General features: G+C 60.4%; 21 protein-coding genes. 13 read left to right on the top strand and 8 right to left on the bottom strand.

Features of this window, described 5'->3' with window-relative positions; genetic code table 11:
• Positions 1 to 135 precede the first annotated feature (135 nt).
• Positions 136 to 2,586 (bottom strand): glycogen/starch/alpha-glucan phosphorylase, encoded by a 2,451-nt coding sequence (locus J3P91_RS01745; protein ID WP_434570225.1) that lies wholly within the window; start codon positions 2,584 to 2,586, stop codon positions 136 to 138.
• Positions 2,587 to 2,841: 255 nt separating this feature from the next.
• Between J3P91_RS01745 and J3P91_RS01740 the strand changes: the two genes are divergently transcribed.
• Positions 2,842 to 3,279 (top strand): YkgJ family cysteine cluster protein, encoded by a 438-nt coding sequence (locus tag J3P91_RS01740; RefSeq protein ID WP_024778075.1) that lies wholly within the window; start codon positions 2,842 to 2,844, stop codon positions 3,277 to 3,279.
• 219 nt (positions 3,280 to 3,498) lie between these two features.
• On the opposite strand, the gene typA is transcribed toward J3P91_RS01740, so the two are convergent.
• The gene (gene typA / locus J3P91_RS01735) at positions 3,499 to 5,319 is read right to left on the bottom strand and encodes a translational GTPase TypA (protein ID WP_305497421.1); all 1,821 of its coding nucleotides are present in this window, start codon (positions 5,317 to 5,319) and stop codon (positions 3,499 to 3,501) included.
• Between the two features lie 134 nt (positions 5,320 to 5,453).
• Positions 5,454 to 6,908 (bottom strand): tRNA uracil 4-sulfurtransferase ThiI, encoded by a 1,455-nt coding sequence (thiI, locus tag J3P91_RS01730; protein ID WP_305497422.1) that lies wholly within the window; start codon positions 6,906 to 6,908, stop codon positions 5,454 to 5,456.
• Between the two features lie 328 nt (positions 6,909 to 7,236).
• Here thiI and glnA point away from each other — a divergent pair, with 328 nt between their 5' ends.
• The 6 genes from glnA to ntrC all read left to right on the top strand — a co-directional run bounded on the left by glnA (position 7,237) and on the right by ntrC (position 13,468).
• Entirely contained in the window at positions 7,237 to 8,643 is a 1,407-nt protein-coding gene (gene glnA, locus J3P91_RS01725) for a type I glutamate--ammonia ligase (RefSeq protein ID WP_186638815.1), read from the top strand.
• A gap of 119 nt (positions 8,644 to 8,762) precedes the next feature.
• A complete protein-coding gene (locus J3P91_RS01720) occupies positions 8,763 to 9,320 on the top strand; it encodes a chorismate mutase (protein ID WP_434602560.1) in 558 nt (185 codons plus the stop codon).
• Positions 9,321 to 9,553: 233 nt separating this feature from the next.
• The gene (locus tag J3P91_RS01715; protein ID WP_434602559.1) at positions 9,554 to 10,072 is read left to right on the top strand and encodes a DUF4124 domain-containing protein; all 519 of its coding nucleotides are present in this window, start codon (positions 9,554 to 9,556) and stop codon (positions 10,070 to 10,072) included.
• The gene (locus tag J3P91_RS01710) at positions 10,069 to 10,695 is read left to right on the top strand and encodes a DUF4124 domain-containing protein (RefSeq protein ID WP_434602558.1); all 627 of its coding nucleotides are present in this window, start codon (positions 10,069 to 10,071) and stop codon (positions 10,693 to 10,695) included. Before J3P91_RS01715 ends, J3P91_RS01710 begins: the two co-directional genes overlap by 4 nt.
• Before the next feature lie 254 nt (positions 10,696 to 10,949).
• Entirely contained in the window at positions 10,950 to 12,035 is a 1,086-nt protein-coding gene (glnL, locus tag J3P91_RS01705; protein WP_434570233.1) for a nitrogen regulation protein NR(II), read from the top strand.
• Positions 12,032 to 13,468 (top strand): nitrogen regulation protein NR(I), encoded by a 1,437-nt coding sequence (gene ntrC / locus J3P91_RS01700; RefSeq protein ID WP_186613250.1) that lies wholly within the window; start codon positions 12,032 to 12,034, stop codon positions 13,466 to 13,468. Before glnL ends, ntrC begins: the two co-directional genes overlap by 4 nt.
• Before the next feature lie 495 nt (positions 13,469 to 13,963).
• Here the strand turns inward: ntrC and J3P91_RS01695 are convergent, their stop codons facing one another.
• Complete coding sequence (locus J3P91_RS01695; RefSeq protein WP_434602557.1) at positions 13,964 to 14,404, bottom strand: hypothetical protein; 441 nt, start codon at positions 14,402 to 14,404, stop codon at positions 13,964 to 13,966.
• Between J3P91_RS01695 and trmL the strand changes: the two genes are divergently transcribed.
• Positions 14,403 to 14,858: a tRNA (uridine(34)/cytosine(34)/5-carboxymethylaminomethyluridine(34)-2'-O)-methyltransferase TrmL gene (gene trmL, locus J3P91_RS01690; protein ID WP_434602556.1), complete on the top strand. Its 456-nt coding sequence runs from the start codon at positions 14,403 to 14,405 to the stop codon at positions 14,856 to 14,858. The two genes, J3P91_RS01695 and trmL, sit on opposite strands and share 2 nt — an antisense overlap.
• A 130-nt stretch (positions 14,859 to 14,988) precedes the next feature.
• Here trmL and secB read toward each other — a convergent pair whose 3' ends face one another.
• Genes secB through J3P91_RS01675 form a run of 3 tightly spaced genes read right to left on the bottom strand, consistent with a single transcriptional unit; the run spans position 14,989 to position 16,182 of the window.
• Positions 14,989 to 15,471, bottom strand: coding sequence for a protein-export chaperone SecB (gene secB / locus J3P91_RS01685; RefSeq protein ID WP_305497429.1), 483 nt, complete (start codon positions 15,469 to 15,471; stop codon positions 14,989 to 14,991).
• Between the two features lie 41 nt (positions 15,472 to 15,512).
• The gene (gene grxC / locus J3P91_RS01680) at positions 15,513 to 15,767 is read right to left on the bottom strand and encodes a glutaredoxin 3 (RefSeq protein ID WP_305497430.1); all 255 of its coding nucleotides are present in this window, start codon (positions 15,765 to 15,767) and stop codon (positions 15,513 to 15,515) included.
• Position 15,768: 1 nt separating this feature from the next.
• Entirely contained in the window at positions 15,769 to 16,182 is a 414-nt protein-coding gene (locus tag J3P91_RS01675; protein ID WP_305497431.1) for a rhodanese-like domain-containing protein, read from the bottom strand.
• Positions 16,183 to 16,334: 152 nt separating this feature from the next.
• Between J3P91_RS01675 and gpmI the strand changes: the two genes are divergently transcribed.
• From gpmI to J3P91_RS01655, 4 genes are all read left to right on the top strand, one after another.
• Positions 16,335 to 17,864 (top strand): 2,3-bisphosphoglycerate-independent phosphoglycerate mutase, encoded by a 1,530-nt coding sequence (gene gpmI, locus J3P91_RS01670; RefSeq protein WP_434602555.1) that lies wholly within the window; start codon positions 16,335 to 16,337, stop codon positions 17,862 to 17,864.
• A gap of 267 nt (positions 17,865 to 18,131) precedes the next feature.
• Entirely contained in the window at positions 18,132 to 19,424 is a 1,293-nt protein-coding gene (locus tag J3P91_RS01665) for a murein hydrolase activator EnvC family protein (RefSeq protein ID WP_305497433.1), read from the top strand.
• A gap of 32 nt (positions 19,425 to 19,456) precedes the next feature.
• A complete protein-coding gene (locus J3P91_RS01660) occupies positions 19,457 to 20,773 on the top strand; it encodes a S41 family peptidase (RefSeq protein WP_434602554.1) in 1,317 nt (438 codons plus the stop codon).
• A gap of 1 nt (position 20,774) precedes the next feature.
• Positions 20,775 to 21,554 carry a divergent polysaccharide deacetylase family protein gene (locus J3P91_RS01655; RefSeq protein WP_434602553.1) on the top strand — a complete coding sequence of 260 codons (780 nt, stop codon included), beginning with the start codon at positions 20,775 to 20,777 and terminating at the stop codon, positions 21,552 to 21,554.
• Between the two features lie 10 nt (positions 21,555 to 21,564).
• On the opposite strand, the gene J3P91_RS01650 is transcribed toward J3P91_RS01655, so the two are convergent.
• Positions 21,565 to 22,320: a substrate-binding periplasmic protein gene (locus J3P91_RS01650; RefSeq protein ID WP_434602552.1), complete on the bottom strand. Its 756-nt coding sequence runs from the start codon at positions 22,318 to 22,320 to the stop codon at positions 21,565 to 21,567.
• 208 nt (positions 22,321 to 22,528) lie between these two features.
• On the opposite strand from J3P91_RS01650, the gene J3P91_RS01645 reads away from it, so the two are divergent.
• The gene (locus J3P91_RS01645) at positions 22,529 to 24,037 is read left to right on the top strand and encodes a trypsin-like serine peptidase (RefSeq protein ID WP_434602551.1); all 1,509 of its coding nucleotides are present in this window, start codon (positions 22,529 to 22,531) and stop codon (positions 24,035 to 24,037) included.
• Positions 24,038 to 24,066 lie beyond the last annotated feature (29 nt).

Below are 24,066 nucleotides of genomic sequence, written 5' to 3'. Positions count from 1 at the left end.
GCGAGCAAGCTCGCTCCCACATTGGATTCCTGGCATTTCCAGTACTGGTCCGGCCACACTGCCCGGCGAAACTGACGCCTAGTATATCGACGAAGCCCTACCGCCGTTGGGCTTCGCTCACATTTCTTGCAACAGTCAGTCCAGGGCCTTCCAGATATCGGTGGCGTATTCGCGAATGGTCCGGTCCGAGGAGAACCAGCCCATGCGCGCGGTGTTGAGCACCGCCGAGCGCCACCACTGCTTGGGATCGTGCCACCTCTCCTCGACTTTGGCCTGGGCGTTCCAGTAGGCGTCGAAATCGGCGCAGACCAGGAAGCGGTCGTAATCCACCAGCGAGTCCACCAGCCCGGTGTAGCGCATCGGATCGTCAGGCGAGAACACCCCGCCACGAATCGCTTGCAGCACATCGTTGAGGCGATGGGATGCGGCGATGTCCGGCGCGGCACTGAATTCGCCGTTGCGCTTGCGCGCTTCCACCTGCTCGGCGGTCAGGCCGAAGATGAACATGTGCTCGCCACCGACGCGGTCATGCATTTCCACGTTGGCGCCGTCCATGGTGCCGATGGTCAGCGCGCCGTTGAGGCCGAACTTCATGTTGCTGGTACCCGAGGCCTCGAAACCGGCCGTGGAAATCTGCTCCGAGAGGTCCGCCGCCGGGATGATGCTTTCGGCCAGGCTGACGTTGTAGTTGGGCAGGAACACCACTTTGAGCAAGCCGCGCACGGTCGGGTCGTTGTTGACCACCCGGGCGATGTCGTTGGTCAGCTTGATAATCAGCTTGGCCTGGTGATAACTGGCGGCGGCCTTGCCGGCGAAGATCTTCACCCGCGGCACCCAATCCACCTCAGGCTCGGCGCGGATCGCCTGGTACAGCGCCACGGTGTGCATCAGGTTGAGCAACTGGCGTTTGTACTCGTGGATCCGCTTGACCTGCACGTCGAACATCGCCGCCGGGTTGACGGCAATGCCCAGCCGCTCGTGAATCAGGTAGGCCAGGGCTTTCTTGCTGTGCAGGCGCTGCTCGGCGAATTGCTTGCGGAACGCCGGTTTGTCGGCAAACGGCTCCAGTTCGATCAGCCGCTCCTCGGGGTTGTCGAGCACGCTCGGGCCGAGGGCGTCGACCATCATCGAGGTCAGTTCGGCGTTGGCCTGGAACAGCCAGCGGCGGAAAGTGATGCCGTTGGTCTTGTTGTTGATCCGGTCCGGATAAAGCTTGTGCAGCTCAGAAAATACAGTGCTGCGCATCAGTTGTGTGTGCAGCCCGGAAACGCCGTTGACGCTGTGGGAACCGAGGAACGCGAGGTTACCCATGCGCACCCGGCGACCGTTGTCTTCTTCGATCAGCGACACCGAGCGCAACACGTCGAAATCGTGCACGCCCTTGGCCCGCAGCGAATCGATATGCTGGGCATTGATCAGGTAGATGATCTGCATGTGCCGCGGCAACATGCGCTCCATCAGCCCCACCGGCCAGGTTTCCAGGGCTTCAGGCAGCAGCGTGTGGTTGGTGTAGGAGAGCGTGTCCTGGGTGATCTGCCAGGCCGCGTCCCACGCCACGTCGTAGACGTCCACCAGCTGGCGCATCAGCTCAGCCACGGCAATAGACGGGTGGGTGTCGTTGAGCTGAATCGCCGCGTGATCGCCCAGGGTCAGTACCGAGGTGTGCATGTTGCGATGGCGGCGCAGCAAATCCTGCAGCGAAGCAGCGACGAAAAAATATTCCTGGCGCAGGCGCAGTTCCTGGCCGGCTTCGGTGCTGTCGGCGGGATACAGCACGCGGGAAATACTCTCGGCGCGGGCCACTTCCGCTACGGCGCCGAGGTGGTCGCCAGCGTTAAAGCGCTCCAGGTGCAGGTCTTCCACGGCTCGGGCGCGCCACAGCCGCAGGGTATTGACGCTGGCACCACGCCAGCCGACGACCGGCGTGTCATAGGCAATCGCCCGCACGGTTTCGGCCGGAGACCAGACCTGCCGGGTCTTGCCGGTGTCGTCGGTGACAGTCTCGACGCTGCCGCCGAAGCCGATCGGGTAGACGACCTCCGGACGCTCGAATTCCCACGGGTTGCCGAAGTCCAGCCAGTGTTCGGTCTGCTCCTGTTGCCAGCCGTCGACAATCGCCTGGCGGAACAGGCCGTGCTCGTAACGAATGCCATAACCATGGCCGGCGATACCGAGGGTCGACATGCTTTCCATGAAGCACGCCGCCAGACGGCCGAGACCGCCGTTGCCCAAGGCCGCGTCGGGCTCCAGCAGACGGATGCGCTCAAGGTCCACACCCAGCTCGGTCAAGGCTTCGCGGGCGGTGTCCAGCAAGCCGAGGTTGCTCAGGCTGTCGTACAGCAGCCGGCCGATGAGAAACTCCAGGGAGAGGTAGTAGACGCGCTTCTGACCCTTTCGGTAGATCTGCCGCGTATGGTCCATCCAGTGTTCGACCATATGGTCGCGGGCAGCGAGGGCGATGGCTTCGAACCAATCGTGATCAAACGCATGATCGGGGTCCTTGCCGACGGCATAAGTGAGTTTGGTCAACACGGCGTCGCGAAAAGCCGCAACCTCGGCTTCGCGAACAAGTGGTTCTTGAGTCATTGATGAGACCTCGAACGAGCATGGAAATGTCTGAGCCTAGACGGTCTGACAGACGGTACGGGCTCTTGGTTCGGTGGTTTTTCCCCGGTGTCGGAGAATCGCCGCCAGAGAATTGCCAGATAGCCGAGTGAATGCAGGGGCCGTGCCGGTCCAGGCGGGGTTTTGCCGCGAGGTAAAAAAAACCGGCAGATGGTCGTTCAAAATTTCACCAGTCCCGGTATGATCGCGCGCCCTGATGCATGCTGGTAAACCGTGATGATGAAGCCCAACCTGATCGCCGCCGCGGAGATCGACCGACTCGATACCTGGGCGAAGTATTCCGCCCCGATGTGCGGTTCCTGCGTGTCGAGCTGCTGCACGCTGCCGGTGGAGGTCAAGATCAAGGACCTGATCCGCATCGGCATCGTCGATGAGTTCGAGCTGGGCGACCCGCCGAAAAACATCGCCAAGCGCCTGCAAAAGGAAGGGATCGTCGAGCGCTACAACCAGAAATCGGAAATCTTCACGCTCCAGCGCATGAGCAACAACGATTGCCTGTATCTGGATCGTAAGAGCCGGCTGTGCACCATTTACGAAAAGCGCCCGGACACCTGCCGCAATCATCCACGGGTCGGGCCACGGCCGGGGTATTGCGCCTACAAGCCCAAGGAAGTGGAGCGCGAGCGTAATCCGCGGACGCTGGATCGATTTTGATCGACCGTCGGTTCTTTAGCGCCTGAACCACAGCTATCGCGAGCAAGCTCGCTCCCACAGGGGATTCATGTCGGATACAAAACCCGTATTCACTGAAGATCAACTGTGGGAGCGAGCTTGCTCGCGATGAGGCCCCAACAGGCGCCACATAAATCCCAGGCACAAAAAAACGCCCCCGGTCTCACAACCGGGGGCGTTTTTCATTCAGCCTGGGCTAAATCAGTTCTTGGCTTTCTTGGCGGCGCGGGTACGCTCGCTTTCGTCCAGGATCTTCTTGCGCAGGCGGATCGACTTAGGCGTCACTTCACACAGCTCGTCGTCCTGGATGAATTCCAGGGCCTGTTCCAGGGTGAAGCGAACAGGTGGAACCAGTGCGATGGTTTCGTCTTTACCCGAAGCACGCATGTTGTCGAGCTTCTTGCCCTTGGTAGGGTTCACGCCCAGGTCGTTGTCACGGCTGTTCAGACCAACGATCTGGCCGCCGTAGATTTCCTGGCCGTGTTCGACGAACAGCTTGCCACGCGCCTGGAGGGTTTCCAGGGAGTAGGTCAGTGCCTTGCCGGTTTCAACCGAAACCAGAACGCCGTTCTGACGGCCGGACATGTCGCCGGACTTCATCACGTCGTAACGGTCGAAGATCGAAGTCAGGATGCCAGCACCGTTGGTCAGGGTCAGGAACTGGTTACGGAAACCGATCAGACCACGAGCAGGGATGTTGTATTCCAGACGTACACGGCCCTTGCCATCCGGCACCATGTTGGTCAGGTCGCCCTTACGCAGGCCCATCTCTTCCATCACCTTGCCCTGGGATTCTTCCGGCAGGTCGATGGTGACGTTTTCGAACGGTTCGTGCTTCACGCCGTCAACCAGACGGATGATCACTTCGGGACGGCCTACAGCCATTTCGAAGCCTTCACGACGCATGGTTTCGATCAGAACCGAGAGGTGCAGTTCGCCACGGCCCGAGACCTTGAACTTGTCAGCCGAGTCGCCTTCTTCAACGCGCAGTGCAACGTTGTACAGCAGCTCTTTGTCCAGACGTTCCTTGATGTTACGGGAAGTCACGAACTTGCCTTCTTTACCGCAGAATGGCGAGTCGTTTACCTGGAAGGTCATGGAAACGGTTGGCTCGTCGACGGTCAACGGCTTCATCGCTTCAACGGTGTCCGGGTGGCACAGGGTGTCGGAGATGAACAGCGAGTCCATGCCGCTGATGCAGACGATGTCGCCGGCAGCTGCTTCTTCAACGTCTACACGGTGCAGACCGTGGTGACCCATCAGCTTGAGGATACGACCGTTGCGCTTCTTGCCGTCGGCACCGATAGCCACGACCGGGGTGTTCGGCTTGACGCGACCACGAGCGATACGGCCAACACCGATCACACCCAGGAAGCTGTTGTAGTCCAGTGCCGAGATCTGCATCTGGAACGGGCCGTCACGGTCGACTTTCGGCGCGGGTACGTTGTCGACGATCGACTGGTACAGCGGGGTCATGTCGTCAGCCATTTCGGTGTGGTCCAGACCGGCAATACCGTTCAGGGCCGAGGCGTAGACGACTTTGAAGTCCAGCTGTTCTTCGGTGGCGCCCAGGTTGTCGAACAGGTCGAAGATCTGGTCCAGAACCCAGTCCGGACGCGCGCCTGGACGGTCAACCTTGTTGATGCACACGATCGGACGCAGGCCGGCTTCGAAGGCCTTCTTGGTCACGAAACGGGTTTGCGGCATAGGGCCGTCCTGGGCATCGACCAGCAGCAGCACGGAGTCGACCATCGACATCACACGCTCTACTTCACCACCGAAGTCGGCGTGGCCCGGGGTGTCCACGATGTTGATGTGGTAGCCGTTCCAGTTGATGGCGGTGTTTTTCGCCAGGATGGTAATACCGCGCTCTTTTTCCTGGTCGTTGGAGTCCATCACGCGCTCGTCGTTGAGCTCGTTGCGCTCCAGGGTGCCGGATTGACGCAAGAGTTTGTCTACCAGGGTGGTCTTACCATGGTCAACGTGAGCAATGATGGCGATGTTGCGTAGATTTTCGATCACTTGTGTATCTCGATCAGAGGATTCGGTGTGCTGACAGGTCGTGGCAGCGATTTACAGTAGAGTCCGACAGTTACAGCGTGTCGGCGGCGTCGGGGGGCCGGTGACGCAGGCCACAGGCAAACAGCCCCGGGCACTTAGCTCGGTCGATAAACGCGCACATTGGCATGCCCCTCACTGAGCAAATGATGGGCATGCAGGCGACTCATCACGCCTTTGTCGCAATACAGCAGGTACTGGCGAGTAGGGTCCAGTTCCTTGAAACGCGCGTTCACTGCATAGAACGGCATCGTTTGTACCTCGACGCCGGCGACGCTCAGCGGGTCGTCTTCAGCATCGTCCGGGTGACGGATGTCGATGATGATCTGACCGGCCAGCGCTTCGCCGACTTCTTCAATCTGGATGTCCTGGCCCAATTCGTCGATGACCCGATCGATCGGCACCAGCCTGGCGTTCTCGATCGCGCGTTCGAGTACCGCCATGTCGAATTCTTTCTCTTCGTGCTCCACGCGCCCGCGCTTGGCCGCCGTCTTCGGATTGACCGAGATGACCCCGCAGTACTCCGGCATGTGCCGGGCAAAATCGGCGGTGCCGATCTCCGTGGCCGTGTCGATGATGTCCTGCTTGTGGCTGGCGATCAGTGGCCGCAGCACGAGTTTCTCGGTCACACAGTCGATCACCGACAGGTTCGGCAGCGTCTGGCTCGAAACCTGGGAAATCGCCTCGCCGGTGACCAGCGCGTCGATGTGCAGGCGGTCGGCGATGCTCGTCGCGGCACGCAACATCATACGCTTCAAAATGACGCCCATATGACTGTTATCGACTTTGCCGAGAATCTCGCCCAGGACTTCCTCGAACGGCACGCTCACAAATAACACGCGCTGGGAGCTGCCGTACTTCTTCCAGATGAAGTGCGCCACTTCCATGACGCCCAGTTCGTGGGCGCGCCCGCCGAGGTTGAAGAAGCAGAAATGGCTCATCAAGCCGCGACGCATGATCTGGTAGGCGGCGACGGTGGAGTCGAATCCACCGGACATCAATACCAGCGTCTGCTCCAGCGAACCCAGCGGATAACCGCCGATGCTGTCGTGCTGGCTGTGGATCACGAACAACCGCTGGTCGCGAATCTCGATGCGCACTTCAACTTCAGGGTCTTTCAGGGAAATACCGGCCGCGCCGCACTGCCGGCGCAACTGGCTGCCGACATAACGTTCGACGTCCATCGAGCTGAACGGATGCTTGCCGGCGCGCTTGCAGCGTACCGAGAAGATCTTGCCGGCCAGGGCGTCACCATAATGGAGCATGCACTTGGCGAGGATATCGTCGAAGTCCCCCAGCGGATATTCGTCGACCTGAAGGAAATGCGCGATGCCCGGCATGCAGCTCAGGCGCTCGGTCATTTCCTTCAAGGCCTTGGGTTCGCTGACGCGGGTTTCCAGTTCGAGGTTGTCCCACACGCCATTCACCACCACGGCCGGGTCCAGGTCACGGAGCACGGCACGGATGTTCTTGGCCAGCTGGCGGATGAAACGCATCCGTACCGGGCGGCTCTTGATGGTGATCTCGGGGAAGACTTTTACGATTAGTTTCATGAAAACAGCGCGCGAACGGCCAGCCGAAAAAGGGGGGCGCGGATTATAGCGGAAATTGCTCAAGGTTTAACCAGTTAATCTGCATTTGGTTTTGAGCGCACCAAAACAGGTCACAATCAACAAAGGACGCCACATTGCGGTGCGCAATTGTCCGACAATCCGCGTCCAGCCCCTTTCAAAAGCGAGGATTTGGTGCAAAAAACCCATGCTGGGGCACTGGCATGCAAATTGCTCCCTTGTGAGGCAGGTTGCCTTGGCAGAGTATTCGCGCCGGCATCACCCATATCTAAGGGCACACCATTACCGCCCGAAGCCACCCGGAGGACATATGTCGAAGTCGGTTCAACTCATCAAAGATCATGACGTCAAGTGGATTGATCTGCGCTTCACTGACACCAAGGGCACTCAACATCACGTGACCATGCCGGCCCGTGATGCGCTGGACGACGAATTCTTTGAAATCGGCAAGATGTTCGACGGTTCCTCCATCTCCGGCTGGAAAGGCATCGAAGCCTCCGACATGATCCTGATGCCGGACGACGAAACCGCGGTCCTCGATCCGTTCACCGAAGAGCCGACCCTGATCCTGGTTTGCGACATCATCGAACCTTCGACCATGCAAGGCTATGACCGCGACCCACGCGCCATCGCCCACCGCGCCGAGGAATACCTGAAGTCCACCGGTATCGGCGACACCGCTTTCTTCGGTCCTGAGCCTGAATTCTTCATCTTCGACTCGGTCAAGTTCAAATCCGACATCTCCGGTTCCATGTTCAAGATCTTCTCCGAACAGGGTTCGTGGATGTCCGACCAGGACGTGGAAGGCGGCAACAAAGGCCACCGTCCAGGCGTCAAAGGCGGCTACTTCCCGGTTCCGCCGTTCGATTTCGACCACGAAATCCGTACTTCCATGTGCAACGCGCTGGAAGAAATGGGCCAGACCGTCGAAGTTCACCACCACGAAGTGGCGACTGCCGGCCAGAACGAAATCGGCGTGAAGTTCAACACGCTGGTCAAGAAGGCTGACGAAGTCCAGACCCTGAAGTACTGCGTGCACAACGTTGCCGACGCCTACGGCCGCACCGCGACCTTCATGCCGAAGCCTCTGTACGGCGACAACGGTTCGGGCATGCACGTGCACATGTCGATCTCCAAGGACGGCAAGAACACCTTCGCTGGCGAAGGTTATGCCGGTCTGTCGGACACCGCCCTGTACTTCATCGGCGGCATCATCAAGCACGGTAAGGCCCTGAACGGCTTTACCAACCCGTCGACCAACTCCTACAAGCGTCTGGTTCCAGGCTTCGAAGCACCGGTCATGCTGGCCTACTCGGCTCGCAACCGTTCCGCCTCGATCCGTATTCCTTACGTGAACAGCCCTAAAGCCCGTCGTATCGAAGCGCGCTTCCCGGATCCGGCTGCCAACCCATACCTGGCCTTCGCAGCACTGATGATGGCCGGCCTGGACGGTATCCAGAACAAGATCCACCCTGGCGATGCCGCCGACAAGAACCTGTATGACCTGCCGCCTGAAGAGGCCAAGGAAATCCCACAGGTTTGCGGTAGCCTGAAAGAAGCCCTGGAAGAGCTGGACAAGGGCCGTGCGTTCCTGACCAAGGGCGGCGTATTCAGCGATGACTTCATCGACGCTTACATCGCGCTGAAAAGCGAAGAAGAGATCAAGGTTCGCACCTTCGTACACCCACTGGAATATGAGCTGTACTACAGCTGCTGATCCGGTAGCGCCGTCACGTACGGCGTGAAATAAAAGAGGCCTCCTTCGGGAGGCCTTTTTCATGGGCACCGGTTACAGGCATGATGCCTCGTCGCTCCTCCATAAAGACGAGACTGCCCATGACTCCGCGCCTCAAGCTCTGCCTTGCCCTGTCCGCCGCACTGCTGGCCACCAGCGCCGAAGCGGGCAACGCCCCCGAAGCCCTTACTCCGTTGCTGAACGCCATCGGTGAACGCCTGGCCATTGCCGATCAGGTGGCGTTGAGCAAATGGGACAGCGGCAAACCGGTGGAGGATCGCCAGCGCGAGCGTGAAGTCATTGCCGCCGCCGTCGCCCAGGCGCCGGCCTACAAACTGACCGGTGAAACCGTGGAAGCGTTTTTCGCCGCCCAGATTGAAGCCAACAAACTGGTGCAATACATCAACCTGTCCGACTGGGCCCTGGACGGCAAGGCCCCGGACCTGCCACGCCCGGACCTGGTGGGCGAGATCCGCCCCAAACTCGATCGACTGCAGAAACGTCTGTTGCAGCAACTGGCCGACTTCGCCCCCTACCGCACCGACCCGCAGTGCCCGCAATGGCTGGCCCGCGCTACCCACCACAACAAACAACACCCAATACACAGGCTTGCCTTGATCCGAGCAACCGGCGGACTGTGTATCTCCCCGAAATCCTGAGCCCCCCCTTCCCCCTGTGGGAGCGAGCTTGCTCGCGATGAGGCCAACCTATCCAACACCTCACTGCCTGACACACCGCCATCGCGAGCAAGCTCGCTCCCACAATGGTTTTGCATCAGGCTCAAGATGTGTGCTCACAGCAAATCCCCTGTGGGAGCAGCACAACAACTTGGGCCAACCATCCGCCCTGGCCTATGCTGCACCCATCACCTTTCGTTTTCGGTCGATTTTCCATGGGTCGTGTTTTTTCAATCATCCTCTTATCGCTGTTGGCATTGCCTGCTACCGCGCAGATCTACAAATACACCGACGCCGACGGCAACACCGCCTACAGCAATCAGCCGCCCGACGGCGTACCGGCCCAGCCCGTGGAATTGCCGCCGCTCAACAGCGTGGAATCCCAGACACCGGCCAGCCGCGAAGCACCTGCGGCCACGCAAGGCAGCGACGCGCCGCGTAACGCCTATGACATCCTGGAACTGACCGACATCCCCACCGAAGAAGCCCTGCGCGCCAATAACGGCACCTTCACCGTTGGCGTCCGGGCGCAGCCGCGCCTGCAAGGCCCGCATCTGTTCAGGCTATTGCTGGACGGCCAGCCGTACGGGCAGCCGAGTAACGTGCCGCGCCTGCAACTGGTGAACATCGACCGCGGCGAACACAGCCTGGCAGTCCAGGTCATCAACGGGGAACGTCTCGTGCAACAAAGCGAAACCGTTACCTTCACTGTCCAGCGGATTCATCTTCCATGATCCGCTGGCCGCTCGCCCTCGGCCTGCTGCTGGTGGCGCTACCGAGCCTGGCGCAGGTCTACACCTACATCGACGCCCAGGGCAATCGCGTCTTCACCGACCAGCCACGCCCCGGCAACGCGAAGAAAGTGCCGCTACCGCCCGGCAACCGGATGCCGGCCACGCCCTCCGGGACTGCGCCGACGACGACCGCCGGAAAGCCACCCGCCGAGCCCTTGTTCCGATACGAGATGCTCCGACTGCTGATCCCCGAGCCAGATGCGACGATACGCAGTACCGCGGGGGAACTGATCGTCACCGCCACCAGTGAGCCCGGTTTGCAAAAAGGTCACCGCTACCGCCTGCTGCTGGACGGCAAGCCCACTGGCGAGCCGGGACCCAGCCCAGTGTTTGCGCTGAAGAACATTGATCGCGGCACCCATCACCTGGCGGTGGAGATCCTCGACGAGCAAGCGCGAATCGTCGAGCGCACCGCCAACCAGCCCTTCCACATGCAGCGCATGTCCCTGGCGCAAAAGCGCCGCGTCAAACCCTGTGCTATCGCCGACTACGGCCAGCGCCCCGAATGCCCCCTGGCGGACAAGCCCGAGGAGGAAAAAAGCAGCATCCTGCCCTTCTTCTAATGCCATTCAGGATGGCGCACCATGTCAGTGCACAGCTCTGCACCTCTACCCAGATTCCAACCCATTTTGGTTCGAAACTACCCGCGACAACTGGCAGAACGCCACACAGATGGGCGAGAAAAGGCTATTTGACGCCTGAAACGCTTCTTTTCGGAGCCTTGGTTTGGTTTTTGCATTTTGCTGGTATCAGCGCATGAATCGCGCGCGCGATTTGGGGGCTTGCCCTTGATCGCTACGCTTTAAAAGAGGTCCTGATGACCATTAGCGACGCACTACACCGTTTGCTGCTCGACAATCTCACCACCGCGACCATCCTGCTCGACGCCGAACTGCGTCTGGAGTACATGAACCCGGCGGCAGAGATGCTCCTGGCCGTCAGCGGCCAGCGCAGCCATGGGCAGTTCATCAGCGAACTGTTTACCGAATCCGCCGAAGCGCTGAACTCCCTGCGCCAGGCCGTCGAACAGGCACACCCGTTCACCAAGCGCGAAGCGATGCTCACCGCCCTGACCGGCCAGACCCTGACGGTCGACTACGCGGTAACGCCGATCCTCAACAACAATGCCACCCTCCTGCTTCTCGAAGTCCATCCCCGTGATCGCCTGCTGCGCATCACCAAGGAGGAGGCGCAATTGTCCAAGCAGGAAACCAGCAAGATGCTGGTGCGCGGCCTGGCCCATGAGATCAAGAATCCGCTGGGTGGCATTCGTGGCGCGGCGCAGTTGCTCGCCAGGGAACTGCCGGAAGAAAGCCTCAAGGACTACACCAACGTCATCATCGAAGAAGCCGATCGTCTGCGAAACCTGGTGGATCGCATGCTCGGTTCGAACAAGCTGCCCTCACTGGCGCTGTGCAACGTTCATGAAGTACTGGAGCGCGTCAGCAGCCTGGTGGAGGCGGAGAGCCAGGGTTGCATCACCCTGGTGCGCGACTACGACCCGAGCATTCCCGACGTGCTGATCGACCGCGAGCAGATGATCCAGGCGGTGCTGAACATCGTGCGCAACGCCATGCAGGCCATCAGCAGCCAGAACGAGCTGCGCATGGGTCGCATCAGCCTGCGCACCCGCGCCATGCGCCAGTTCACCATCGGTCATGTGCGCCATCGCCTCGTGACCAAGATCGAAATCATCGACAACGGCCCGGGCATCCCTGCGGAACTGCAGGAAACCATCTTCTTCCCCATGGTCAGCGGCCGCCCGGACGGTACCGGGCTGGGCCTGTCCATCACCCAGAACATCATCAGTCAGCATCAGGGCTTGATCGAATGTGAGAGCCACCCCGGCCACACCACTTTCTCGATCTTCCTGCCACTGGAACAAGGAGCCACATCGACATGAGCCGTAGTGAAACCGTGTGGATCGTCGATGACGACCGTTCTATCCGCTGGGTCCTGGAAAAAGCCTTGCAACAGGAAGGCATGACCACCCAGAGCTTCGACAGCGCCGACGGGGTGATGAGCCGCCTGGCCCGTCAGCAGCCGGACGTCATCATTTCGGATATCCGCATGCCCGGCGCCAGTGGCCTGGACTTGCTGGCGCGGATTCGCGAGCAACATCCGCGGCTGCCAGTGATCATCATGACCGCTCATTCCGACCTGGACAGCGCCGTGGCGTCTTACCAGGGCGGTGCGTTCGAATACCTGCCCAAGCCGTTCGACGTCGACGAAGCCGTGTCCCTGGTCAAGCGCGCCAACCAGCACGCCCAGGAGCAACAAGGCCTGGAGGAAGTCCCGGCCCTGGCCCGCACCCCGGAAATCATCGGCGAAGCGCCGGCGATGCAGGAAGTGTTTCGCGCCATCGGTCGACTGAGCCATTCCAACATCACCGTGCTGATCAACGGTGAATCGGGTACCGGCAAGGAATTGGTTGCCCACGCCCTGCACCGCCACAGCCCGCGTGCGGCGTCGCCGTTCATTGCGCTGAACATGGCGGCGATTCCCAAGGACCTGATGGAGTCCGAGCTGTTCGGCCATGAAAAAGGCGCGTTCACCGGCGCGGCCAACCTGCGCCGGGGCCGCTTCGAACAAGCCGATGGCGGTACGTTGTTCCTGGATGAAATCGGCGACATGCCGGCTGATACCCAGACCCGGCTGCTGCGGGTACTGGCCGACGGCGAGTTCTATCGAGTCGGCGGGCATACGCCGGTCAAGGTCGATGTCCGGATCATCGCCGCGACCCACCAGAACCTGGAAACCCTGGTCCACGCCGGCAAGTTCCGCGAAGACCTGTTCCATCGCCTCAACGTGATCCGCATACACATCCCGCGCCTGGCGGACCGTCGCGAGGACATCCCGACCCTGGCCCGGCACTTCCTCGGCCGTGCGGCCCAGGAGCTGGCGGTGGAGCCCAAGCTGCTCAAGAGCGAGACCGAGGAATACCTCAAGAACCTGCCGTGGCCCGGCAACGTGCGCCAGCTGGAGAACACCTGCCGCTGGATCACGGTGATGGCGTCGGGTCGCGAAGTGCACATCAGCGACTTGCCACCGGAACTGTTGAGCCTGCCACAGGATTCGGCGCCGGTGACCAACTGGGAACAGGCCCTGCGCCAATGGGCCGACCAGGCTCTGGCCCGTGGTCAATCGAGCCTGCTCGACAGCGCCGTCCCGGCCTTCGAACGCATCATGATCGAAACGGCCCTCAAGCACACCGCCGGCCGCCGCCGCGACGCCGCCGTCCTGCTGGGCTGGGGCCGCAATACCTTGACCCGCAAGATCAAGGAATTGGGGATGAAGGTTGATGGTGGGGATGATGATGAGGGGGATGAGGGCTGATCAGCCTTTGGTCCAGCACTGAATTCAAAATCCAATCGCGAGCAGGCTCGCTCCCACATTGAAGGTATTGTCCTTGTGGGAGCGAGCCTGCTCGCGAAGCTTCTGAAGATTCGTGCACCGCTTCAATGCACTGCGAACCGCAATTGCTCATGTACGACGAGCCAGAACCGATCGACCCAACTCGAAAAAAACCGCACAAACAAAAGCAAAAGCCCCGGAACACGGGGCTTTTTCGCATCTTCAGCAGTTTTTTGTGACAAGCCATTTAAAATTGGCACGCCCCCTGCAACAACCCAATCACTACCCAGTTTCGGGGACCTTGGTACAGGCAGGCCGGGGATTCCCCTCTTTTACACCGGGCTCATCGAGCCCACTGTTTTGGGGGCCTTGATACAGGCAGGTCAAGGTTTCCCTTCTTTACACCCGGGCTGCGCCTTCACGGCAAGCCCTCCCGTTTTGGGGACCTTGGTACAGGCAGGCCGGGGATTCCCTCTTTTATTGCTCCTGGAGACGGATCTCCAGCCGCCAGCGGTCATCGACCTCGCTGCCGGTCCACTCCCCTCGCAACGGACGCGCCGCCACCAAAGTCAGCAACAGCCCCTTGTCACTCAACCGCACCCGCCAATTCACGTCCTTGCCGTTGAGCTTGAGCTGGCCTTTCTGCGGCCGACCTTGCGCCTGAAACAACAGCGCCACAGTGCCGTCGATGATTTCCCCATGGAGCTCCGGTTCGTTGTTGAACCAGGCCACCAGCCCTCCCTGGGTGACCTCGACCTGTTGCAGCTCGCTCGGATCGGGCGTCGTCAGGCGGCCGATCATCAGCCCGACCATCATGCCGACGATCGCCAGAGAACCCATCACCCGAGGCAATAGCTTCGAACGTCGATCGGTTTGCGGCGTAGAATGCCGCTCATCTTTATCTGCGGAGCCGTGCATGTTTCACGTCATCCTTTTTCAACCGGAAATACCACCCAATACCGGCAACGTCATCAGGCTGTGCGCCAACAGCGGCTGCCACCTGCACCTGATCGAACCGCTGGGCTTCGAAATGGACGACAAGCGCCTGCGCCGCGCCGGCCTCGACTACCACGAGTATGCCACCTTGCAGCGGCACGCCGACTTGGCCAGTTGCCTGGAAAGCCTGGGGCATCCGCGCCTGTTCGCCTTCACCACCAAGGGCTCGCGACCGTTTCATGACGCCAGCTTCGTCGCCGGCGATGCATTCCTGTTCGGCCCGGAAAGCCGTGGCCTGCCGGCCGAAGTGCTCGAAGCACTACCGGCGGAGCAACGCTTGCGCTTGCCGATGCGTGAAGGCTGCCGCAGCCTGAACCTGTCAAACACCGTGGCGGTGGCGGTTTATGAGGCGTGGCGGCAGAACGGCTTTCAGTAGCACCGCATAACAAATGTGGGAGCGAGCCTGCTCGCGAAAGCGTCAGCTCAGTCGGTACTTGATTGACTGATATACCGCTTTCGCGAGCAGGCTCGCTCCCACAGGTTTGATACTCGGCTGAAAGCGCCGTTTATTGGACGGTCGCGCCGCCTTCTTGTTGCATGCGCTGCAGCTCTTGCGCGTACAGGGCATCGAAGTTCACCGGGGCCAGCATCAGGGCCGGGAACGAGCCGCGGGTCACCAGGCTGTCCAGGGTTTCGCGAGCGTACGGGAACAGAATGTTCGGGCAGAACGCGCCCAGGGTGTGGCTCATCGAAGCGGCATCGAGATTCTTGATCAGGAAGATACCGGCCTGCTGGACTTCGGCGATGAACGCGACTTCGTCGCCATTCTTCACGGTCACCGACAGGGTCAGCACCACTTCGTGGAAATCTTCTTCCAGGGCTTTCTGGCGGGTGTTCAAGTCCAGGGCCACGCTCGGCTCCCACTGCTGGCGAAAGATCGCCGGGCTTTTCGGGGCTTCGAAGGACAGGTCGCGAACGTAAATGCGCTGCAAGGAGAATTGCGGTGCGGCTTCTTCTTCAGTGGCAGCTGTGTTCTGTTGGTCAGTCATCGCAGATCCTTCTTACTTTCAGGTTCTATTTAATTGGGAATTCAGGCCTTGAGCAGCGCGTCGAGCTTGCCGGCGCGCTCCAGGGCGAACAGGTCATCGCAACCGCCCACGTGGGTGTCGCCGATCCAGATCTGTGGCACGGAGGTACGCCGGGCCTTCTGGGTCATTTCGGCGCGCAGTTGCGGCTTGCCGTCGACCTTGATCTCTTCGAAGGCTACGCCCTTGTTCTTGAGCAGCATCTTGGCTCGGGAGCAATAGGGGCAGTAATCGCTGGAATAGACAACTACGTGGGGCATGTCACTTCACCAGGGGCAGATTGTCGGCTTTCCAGCTCGCAACGCCACCAGACAGTTTGGCGGCGGTGAAGCCGGACTTCATCAGTTCGCGGGCAAGGGTACCGGCCTGCTGGCCTTGGGCGTCGACCAGGATCAGCGTCTTGGCCTTGTGTTTTTCCAGTTCGGCCACACGAGCGATCAGTTTGTCCTGAGGAATATTCAGCGCGCCGACGATGTGACCGGCGGCGTAATCCTTGGTCGGACGGATGTCGACCACTACGCCGGCGTCCTTGTTGACCAGCGCGGTCAGCTCGCCGGTGCTCAGGCTGCGTCCCCCGCCCTGCATCGTGTGGGCAACCAGCAACGCCAGCAGTACGACGAAGATACCGACGAGAATGTAGTGGTTAGTGGCAAATTCAATCAGGTGAGCAACCATCGAAGGAGGTTCCAGGGCGTTAAAATGTCGGCCAGTATACACAGCACGCAAGGCCGGCCAAACCCCGCCCGGCGGTGACGGCACCGGAACTTACCTTTAAACTGCCCGTCCCTTTTCCATCGTCTTCTTTTAACCAGCCACGAGTGGATTCCATGACTACCACGCCTAAACCTTTGGTCCTGATGATTCTGGACGGCTTCGGTCACAGTGACAGCCACGAATCCAACGCCGTCTACGCGGCCAGGAAGCCTGTGCTGGATCGCCTGTGGGCCACCGTGCCGAACGGCTTGATCTCCGGCAGCGGCATGGACGTCGGCCTGCCCGACGGGCAGATGGGCAACTCCGAAGTCGGCCACATGAACCTCGGCGCCGGCCGCGTGGTGTATCAGGACTTCACCCGCGTAACCAAATCGATCCGCGACGGCGAATTTTTCGAAAACCCGACCATCTGCGCTGCCGTGGATAAAGCCGTGGCTGCCGGCAAGGCCGTGCACTTCATGGGCCTGCTGTCCGACGGTGGCGTGCACAGCCATCAGGACCACCTGATCGCCATGGCCGAGCTGGCCGCCAGGCGCGGCGCTGAAAACATCTACCTTCACGCCTTCCTGGATGGCCGCGACACGCCGCCGAAGAGCGCCGAATCGTCGATCAAATTGCTGGACGACACGTTCAAGACCCTCGGCAAGGGCCGGATCGCCAGCCTGATCGGCCGTTACTTCGCCATGGACCGTGACAACCGCTGGGACCGCGTCGCCCAGGCCTACAACCTGATCGTCGACGGCAATTCAGAATTCCACGCCGCCACCGCGCAAGAAGGCCTGCAAGCTGCCTACGAACGTGGTGAAAGCGACGAGTTCGTCAAGGCAACAACCATCGGCGAGCCGGTAAAAGTCGAAGACGGCGACGCCGTGGTGTTCATGAACTTCCGCGCCGACCGTGCCCGCGAACTGACTGGCGTATTCGTCGAAGACGATTTCAAGGAATTCGAGCGCACCCGCCAGCCGAAGCTGGCCGGTTTCGTGATGCTGACCCAATACGCCGCCAGCATTCCCGCGCCATCGGCCTTCGCCGCCGGCAGGCTGGAAAACGTGCTGGGTGACTACCTGGCGAAAAACGGCAAGACCCAGCTGCGCATCGCGGAAACCGAGAAGTACGCCCATGTGACGTTCTTCTTCTCCGGCGGCCGCGAAGAGCCCTTCCCGGGCGAAGAGCGCATCCTGATCCCGTCGCCGAAGGTCGCCACCTACGATCTGCAACCGGAAATGAGCGCGCCGGAAGTGACCGACCGCATCGTCGACGCCATCGAGAACCAGCGTTACGACGTGATCGTGGTCAACTACGCCAACGGTGACATGGTCGGTCACAGCGGCGTGTTCGACGCAGCGGTCAAGGCGGTTGAATGCCTGGACACCTGCGTCGGCCGCATCGTCGAGGCGCTGGAAAAAGTCGGCGGCGAAGCGCTGATCACCGCCGACCACGGCAACGTCGAGCAAATGTCCGACGAGTCCACCGGCCAGGCCCATACGGCCCACACCACTGAGCCGGTGCCATTCATTTATGTCGGCAAGCGTGACTTCAAGGTCCGCGACGGCGGCGTATTGGCCGACGTCGCACCGACCATGCTGATGCTGCTGGGCATGGAACAGCCGGCGGAGATGACCGGGACTTCGATTCTGGCCTGACGTCGCAGCATTGAGCACTGTTTGTGTGGCGAGGGAGCTTGCTCCCGTTCGATGGCGCAGCCATCGCAGAGCCTTCTGGCTTGATCTATTGTCGAGGGGCTGCTTCGCAGCCCAGCGGGAGCAAGCTCCCTCGCCACAGCAGGCTCGCTCCCACAATGGTGCTTGGTGTTTTTTCGGCCAGTTATCACACAGCCCCAAATGGGCGTTTTTTTTGCAGCGTGGGGCGGGCATACTAGGCCGTCCCTTTCCCTGGTGCCACCCGCCTCTATGCTCCGCGTCCTGATAGCCCTTGCTCTGACCTGCCTGCTCCAACCGGCCTTCGCGGACGAGCGCGCGCAAACCCAACAACAGTTGGAAGCCACGCGCCAGGACATCGCCGAGCTGAAGAAGCTGCTGAACAAGTTGCAGGAAGAAAAATCCAGCGTGCAGAAAGACCTGCGCGGCACCGAAACCGAGATGGGCAAGCTGGAGAAGCAGGTCGACGCTCTGCAGAAAGAGCTGAAGAAAAGCGAATCCGAGTTGCAGCGCCTCGATGGAGAGAAAAAAAAACTCCAGAGCGCGCGCACTGAACAGCAAAAGCTGATCGCCATCCAGGCTCGGGCGGCCTACCAGAACGGTCGCCAGGAATACCTCAAACTGCTGCTCAACCAGCAGAATCCCGAGAAATTCGCCCGCACCCTCACCTATTACGACTACCTGAGCCAGGCCCGCCTGGAGCAGCTGAAGAGCTTCAATGAAACCCTGCGCCAGCTGGCCAATGTCGAGAAAGACATCGAGCTGCAGCAAGCCCAGTTGCTCGTGCAGAAAAGCAGTCTCGACACCCAGCGTGAAGAACTCGAGAAGGTTCGCAAGGAGCGCCAGGTGGCACTGGCCAAGCTCAATGACGACGTGAAGGCTCGCGACAGCAAACTCAAGGCCCGCGAACAGGACCAGGCCGAACTGGCAAATGTCTTGAAAACCATCGAGGAAACCCTGGCTCGCCAGGCTCGGGAGGCGGAAGAAGCGCGGCAGAAAGCGCTGATCGCCCAGCAGGAAGCCGAAAAAAAGCGTTTGCGTGAAGCCCAGGCCGACGCCGATGCCGGCGAAGCCCCGCGCAAGCCGGCTAAATCCAGCCCCGGCGCAGTGGTTTCCAGCGATGGCGAAACCTTCGGCGGCGCTTTTGCTTCAGCCCGGGGCAAACTTCCATGGCCGGTCAATGGTCGATTACTTGCACGCTTCGGTGAAACCCGTGGCGACGATACCCGCACCAAGTGGGACGGCGTGATGATCAGTGCTTCCGCCGGCAGCCAGGTGCACGCCGTACATGGCGGGCGCGTGGTGTTTGCCGACTGGCTGCGCGGTGCCGGCCTGCTGGTGATCCTCGATCACGGCAACGGATACCTGAGCCTTTACGGCCACAACCAGACGCTGCTCAAATCGGCGGGTGATGTGGTCAAGGCCGGCGAGTCCATCTCCACGGTCGGCAACAGTGGCGGGCAGGACACGCCAGCACTGTATTTTGCTATTCGCCAGCAGGGTCGCCCCAGTGACCCGGCACAATGGTGTCGTGCGCAAGGATAAGCGCGCCCATCCAACTCAGGAGTTCGTTCGACATGCTGCATTTGTCCCGCCTCACCTCGCTGGCCCTGACGATCGCCCTCGTGATCGGCGCGCCCCTGGCTTTCGCCGCGCAACCCGCGCCGGCGTCGACCGCCGCTACGGCCGCCACCACCAAGGCCCCGCTGCCGTTGGATGAACTGCGCACCTTTGCCGAAGTCATGGACCGGATCAAAGCCGCGTACGTGGAACCGGTGGACGACAAGATGCTGCTGGAGAACGCCATCAAAGGCATGCTCAGCAACCTTGACCCGCATTCGGCCTACCTGGGCCCTGAGGATTTTGCCGAGCTGCAGGAAAGCACCAGCGGAGAATTCGGCGGCCTGGGCATCGAGGTCGGCAGCGAAGACGGTTTCGTCAAGGTGGTCTCGCCGATCGACGATACGCCCGCCTCCAAGGCTGGCATCCAGGCCGGTGACTTCATCGTCAAGATCAACGGCCAGCCGACCCGCGGCCAGAGCATGACCGAAGCCGTGGACAAGATGCGCGGCAAGATCGGCGAAAAAATCACCCTGACCCTGGTGCGCGACGGCGGCACGCCATTCGACGTGACCCTGACCCGGGCGGTCATCCAGGTCAAGAGCGTGAAGAGCCAATTGCTGGAGTCCGGCTACGGCTACATCCGCATCACCCAGTTCCAGGTCAAGACCGGCGAGGAAGTCGCCAAGGCCCTGGCCAAGATGCGCAAGGACAACGGCAAGAAACTCAACGGCCTGGTCCTGGACTTGCGCAACAACCCCGGCGGCGTCCTGCAATCGGCCGTGGAAGTGGTGGACCATTTCATCACCAAGGGCCTGATCGTCTACACCAAGGGCCGCATCGCCAATTCCGAACTACGCTTCTCGGCCACAGGCAACGACCTCAGCGAAGCCGTGCCACTGGTCGTGCTGATCAACGGCGGCAGCGCTTCGGCATCGGAGATCGTCGCCGGTGCTCTGCAAGACCAGAAACGTGGCGTTGTCATGGGCACCACCAGTTTCGGCAAGGGCTCGGTGCAGACCGTGTTGCCGCTGAACAACGACCGCGCCCTGAAGATCACCACCGCGCTGTACTTCACGCCCAACGGCCGCTCCATCCAGGCCCAGGGCATTGTCCCGGACATCGAGGTGCGCAAGGCCAAGATCACCAGCGAGGCGGACAGCGAGTACTTCAAGGAAGCCGACCTGCAGGGTCACTTGGGCAATGGCAACGGCGGCGCGGACAAACCGACCGGCTCCGGCGCCAAGGCCAAGCCGATGCCGCAGGATGACGACTATCAGTTGGCCCAGGCCTTGAGCCTGCTCAAAGGGTTGAACATCACGTCCGGCCGCTGAGATGGGCCTGCGTTTCATTTTCGTCCTGCTGTGCCTGCTGGCGGGAGCCGTCAACGCGGCTCCCGCCACACAATCCCCGCCGCAGAAGGCTTACCTGAGCCTGATCATCGATGACCTTGGGCAGAATCTGCCCCGGGATCGCCGTGTACTGGCCCTGTCCGGTCCGGTCACCGCGGCAATCATGCCCGACACCCCCCACGCCGCCGAAATCGCCCGCGAGGCTCATCGCGCCGGCAAACTCGTCATGCTGCACATGCCCATGGATCCGGCCACCGGGCCGTTCGCCTGGCATCCGGAACTGTCCATCGAAGAACTGGGCAAGCGCCTGGACGCCGCGTTTGCCGCCGTGCCCTACACCAGCGGTATCAACAACCACATGGGCAGCCGCATGACCGCGCAACCCCAGGCGATGGCATGGCTGATGGCGAACCTGCAACAGCGTCACAAGTTTTTCGTCGACAGCCGCACCAGCGCGCAGACGGTCGCCGCTGCCGAAGCACAAAAGATCGGCCTGGCCAGCGTGTCGCGGGATGTATTTCTTGATGACGAGCGCACCGAAGCGGCTATCGCCGGCCAGCTTCAGGTCGCCATCGATCTGGCTCGGCGGCAGGGCTCGGCCGTGATGATCGGCCATCCCTATCCGCAGACCCTCGCCGTGCTCGAGCGCGAACTGCCCAACCTCAAGGCCCAGGGCATCGAGTGGATCGACATCAAGTCGATGATCAGCCTGCGCAGCAACCGAGCGATGGCCGGGCACGGGAAGGATGGGGTTTATCGTTAGGCTTGGCGTCTCAGAGATAGCGCGCCATGATCGCGTCCACTTCGCCTTCCTTGCGCAGCTCATCCAGAGCCTTTTGCAGCCGGGCCACTACCTCGTCCGGCACGTCCTTGTTCAAGGCCAGGTAGAGCTCGGCACTGTTGAATCGCAGTACGGTCTTGAGATCGCTCACCCCCTCCTGACGCGCCAGATAACGCCCTGCCGGGTCGCCGGTGGCCCATAGGTCTATCTGGCCGTTGACGAGTTTCCTGGCGTTGTCCTGATCGCGCAACACGACAATGGGCTTGAGCCCCTGTTTGGCCAATGTTTCGGCAATTGCATCGCCCTTGTAGGCGCCAATCCTGTACTGACGTGCCTGCTCCAACGAGTCGAGGGCAATCTTGCTGTCGGCCTTGGCGAGCATGATCCAATCGTCCGGGCCGATGGGGCCAACCCATTTGAAGAGCTTTTCGCGCTCAGGCAGCCGAGCCGTTACAAACACCCCATAACCGGGTTTTTCCAAGGCAAGCTTGTAGATTCGTTCCCAGGGAAAACGCAGCGTCAGGCTGTAGGAAATATCGGCGCGTTTGAATATCTCGCGGACGATGTCCACCGCAATGCCATGGATGTTTTCGTCCTGGGCGAAGTTCTTGCCGTTCTTCGCCATGTTGTAGGGCGGAAAGTTCTCCGTCAGCAATACCAGGCCAGCATCGCGGCCGTCCCCGGCCTGCGCCCCGCTCATGAACAGCAGGAAAGTGCTGGTGAAAACAACAAGAACACGTTTGAACATATCTGATTACCCGGATCCATGGCGCATTCCAGAGTGCCTTGGGCCTGTCGGCATGTCCACTGTCGTTTCACTCGAATACCTAACCAAACAGGATGCGCGCAAACGCAACCTTGGCGGCGGTAATTAGTTACCACCTTCCATCACGCCGAGGCTGATTAATTAGCGAGACCGGGTCAAGACCGGTTCCCATTAATCAAAGGCATAACTCATGAAAACGATCTACTTGTTACTGGGCGGTTTGCTTTGCCTGTCCAGCGCACTAAGCGTTGCGCAAGGAAAAGACTATGGCGAAGGGATTCAGAACTTCGCCGACTCAAAAATCCTGAACAACAAAGATGGCTCACATGACTATTGGCAGGGTATTGGACGCTTCTCTACGATGAACGGGGATTGTACTGCGACACTTCTCGATACCCATGACCCTTCCGGGACAATGCCCACGCCCGCCTACGTGTTGACCTCGGGACATTGCACCGAGCTGACCAACGCAAGCATCGTGACCAACAAGCCAATCCTCGGCGTCATGCAGTTCAACTACTTCGCCGATACCGCCCCCTACCTGACTTACCCGATGAAAAAAATCGCGTGGAGAAGCATCCAGGGCGTAGATATGGCAATCATTGAACTGGACGTCAGCCTGCAAACCTTGCTCCAGGACGGGATACAGCCATTGGGCTTGGCCACTGAGCGCCCCGTCGACGGGACGGATGTCCTGATCGTAGGCGCGCCAATCCACGATCAGAACACGCTGCGGCTGGCTGCCTGTACCTTGCAACCGGCCCAGGAGATCGTGGAGGGACGCTGGGTCTGGCGTAATACGCTGATGACCCGCTGCAAGGATATGGAAGGTGGTGGCTCCGGCAGCCCGCTACTGGACCGCCGTACCAATAAGATCATTGGCGTGATAGGCACTGGCAACCTGACCATCCAGGCCCACCCCTGCGAGCAGCACGCTCCTTGCACTCCAGTTGGCGACAGCTATAAAGCTATACCGGACGATGTTTATGGGAATCCTACGGACTTTCTCAGCCGCTGCTTTGTAGAGGGCCTTCTCGTTCAAGATGTGAATTCGTCTTGCCCGCTGTATCCGGTCTTTTCCGTCAGCGCCGCAGCGGACAGCCCGCAAAGGTACGTAAGGATTGGGAAGAAAGACGACGGCAGCGCAGATATCCCGACCTGGAACTACCCCTTCACAATCAACACGCCGTTCTATCGTCATAAGACCGTTCGAACCGCAATGGATTGCGAAAAGCCGCAAGACTACAGCGGAGTAATAAGTGCGCAGGATGCTTTCATAAACACCGGGATAGGCGACCAGGTGGGCATGCACTTCCTGTGCATCCTGGGTGTCGACTCCGCTGATCAACGACCCTCAGAGGGGCTCATCAACAACGTGTTGTCCCTTCCAGTCGAAATTCTGGACAACGCTCCAACAGCTCAGCCTGAGCTGAGTTTCACTACAGGCGTGCAAGTGTCGACAACTGCGAATGAACTGCCACATCGAACCTACGCCTACAAGTTCGGCCCGACAGGGACGACTGACTGTTCAGACAAAACCGATTACAGCACCAGCGAATATATATACGCGTGGCTGGAAAATTCGGATTTGCCTGGAAAGCTCTGCACCATTGCCTATGACATATCCAGACAAGCATCCGAGCCAAGAATGGACATCCTGAAGCCTACCCCGCTCAAGGATATCCAGGACTCGCCCTGATTCGCCCTCGGCTCGCCTGCCGGACTCTC

The sequence above is a fragment of the Pseudomonas sp. Z4-7 genome (assembly GCF_051131965.1).
Lineage (GTDB): Bacteria > Pseudomonadota > Gammaproteobacteria > Pseudomonadales > Pseudomonadaceae > Aquipseudomonas.
This window is presented reverse-complemented; position numbering and strand designations above follow the sequence as displayed.

Coding starts and splice junctions, on each gene's coding strand:
- J3P91_RS01655 (WP_434602553.1), top strand. CDS start 20,775: ATGGGCCTGCGTTTCATTTTCGTCCTGCTGTGCCTGCTGGCGGGAGCC.
- ntrC (WP_186613250.1), top strand. CDS start 12,032: ATGAGCCGTAGTGAAACCGTGTGGATCGTCGATGACGACCGTTCTATC.
- J3P91_RS01745 (WP_434570225.1), bottom strand. CDS start 2,586: ATGACTCAAGAACCACTTGTTCGCGAAGCCGAGGTTGCGGCTTTTCGC.
- J3P91_RS01740 (WP_024778075.1), top strand. CDS start 2,842: ATGATGAAGCCCAACCTGATCGCCGCCGCGGAGATCGACCGACTCGAT.
- J3P91_RS01720 (WP_434602560.1), top strand. CDS start 8,763: ATGACTCCGCGCCTCAAGCTCTGCCTTGCCCTGTCCGCCGCACTGCTG.
- J3P91_RS01710 (WP_434602558.1), top strand. CDS start 10,069: ATGATCCGCTGGCCGCTCGCCCTCGGCCTGCTGCTGGTGGCGCTACCG.
- gpmI (WP_434602555.1), top strand. CDS start 16,335: ATGACTACCACGCCTAAACCTTTGGTCCTGATGATTCTGGACGGCTTC.
- trmL (WP_434602556.1), top strand. CDS start 14,403: ATGTTTCACGTCATCCTTTTTCAACCGGAAATACCACCCAATACCGGC.
- glnA (WP_186638815.1), top strand. CDS start 7,237: ATGTCGAAGTCGGTTCAACTCATCAAAGATCATGACGTCAAGTGGATT.
- J3P91_RS01645 (WP_434602551.1), top strand. CDS start 22,529: ATGAAAACGATCTACTTGTTACTGGGCGGTTTGCTTTGCCTGTCCAGC.
- J3P91_RS01650 (WP_434602552.1), bottom strand. CDS start 22,320: ATGTTCAAACGTGTTCTTGTTGTTTTCACCAGCACTTTCCTGCTGTTC.
- secB (WP_305497429.1), bottom strand. CDS start 15,471: ATGACTGACCAACAGAACACAGCTGCCACTGAAGAAGAAGCCGCACCG.
- glnL (WP_434570233.1), top strand. CDS start 10,950: ATGACCATTAGCGACGCACTACACCGTTTGCTGCTCGACAATCTCACC.
- thiI (WP_305497422.1), bottom strand. CDS start 6,908: ATGAAACTAATCGTAAAAGTCTTCCCCGAGATCACCATCAAGAGCCGC.
- J3P91_RS01665 (WP_305497433.1), top strand. CDS start 18,132: ATGCTCCGCGTCCTGATAGCCCTTGCTCTGACCTGCCTGCTCCAACCG.
- J3P91_RS01695 (WP_434602557.1), bottom strand. CDS start 14,404: ATGCACGGCTCCGCAGATAAAGATGAGCGGCATTCTACGCCGCAAACC.
- J3P91_RS01675 (WP_305497431.1), bottom strand. CDS start 16,182: ATGGTTGCTCACCTGATTGAATTTGCCACTAACCACTACATTCTCGTC.
- J3P91_RS01660 (WP_434602554.1), top strand. CDS start 19,457: ATGCTGCATTTGTCCCGCCTCACCTCGCTGGCCCTGACGATCGCCCTC.
- J3P91_RS01715 (WP_434602559.1), top strand. CDS start 9,554: ATGGGTCGTGTTTTTTCAATCATCCTCTTATCGCTGTTGGCATTGCCT.
- grxC (WP_305497430.1), bottom strand. CDS start 15,767: ATGCCCCACGTAGTTGTCTATTCCAGCGATTACTGCCCCTATTGCTCC.